Origin of the sequence: Pseudomonas sp. BN411 (assembly GCF_029871235.1) — a bacterium.
Taxonomy (GTDB): domain Bacteria; phylum Pseudomonadota; class Gammaproteobacteria; order Pseudomonadales; family Pseudomonadaceae; genus Metapseudomonas.
Window position 1 is genome coordinate 1 of sequence record NZ_SSOM01000013.1, and the last position, 785, is coordinate 785.

Annotated in this window: 1 protein-coding gene; it reads left to right on the plus strand. The window is 62.5% G+C overall.

Going from position 1 to position 785, the window contains the following annotated elements; translation table 11 throughout:
• Nucleotides 1-785, plus strand: a 785-nt coding sequence (locus tag E8F06_RS00140) for an aldehyde dehydrogenase family protein (protein ID WP_280362990.1), incomplete at both ends; no start/stop codon positions are given.

Consider the following 785-nt stretch of genomic DNA (forward strand, 5'->3'; position numbering starts at 1 on the left):
GCCACCAGCAAGCGCATCGCCAAGATCGCCTTCACCGGCTCCACCCCGGTGGGTTCGCACATCCTGAAATGCGCCGCCGAGAACATCATCCCCTCCACCGTGGAGCTGGGCGGCAAGAGCCCGAACATCTACTTCGAAGACATCATGCAGGCCGAGCCGGCCTTCATCGAAAAGGCTGCCGAAGGCCTGGTACTGGCTTTCTTCAACCAGGGTGAAGTCTGCACCTGCCCGTCCCGTGCCCTGGTACAGGAATCCATCTATCCGGCGTTCATGGCCGAGGTGATGAAGAAGGTCAAAGCCATCAAGCGTGGCGACCCGCTGGACACCGAGACCATGGTCGGCGCCCAGGCATCGCAGCAGCAGTTCGAGAAGATCCTCTCCTACCTCGACATCGCCCAGCAGGAAGGCGCGGAAGTGCTCACCGGCGGCGCCGTGGAGAAACTGGAAGGCAGCCTGTCCACCGGTTACTACATCCAGCCGACCCTGCTGAAGGGCCACAACAAGATGCGTGTGTTCCAGGAAGAAATCTTCGGCCCGGTGGTGGGTGTCACCACCTTCAAGGACGAAGCCGAAGCCCTGGCGATCGCCAACGACACCGAGTTCGGCCTGGGTGCCGGTTTGTGGACCCGCGACATCAACCGCGCCTACCGCATGGGCCGTGGCATCAAGGCCGGCCGCGTATGGACCAACTGCTACCACCTGTACCCGGCGCACGCCGCGTTCGGTGGCTACAAGAAGTCCGGCGTCGGCCGCGAAACCCACAAGATGATGCTCGACCACTACCA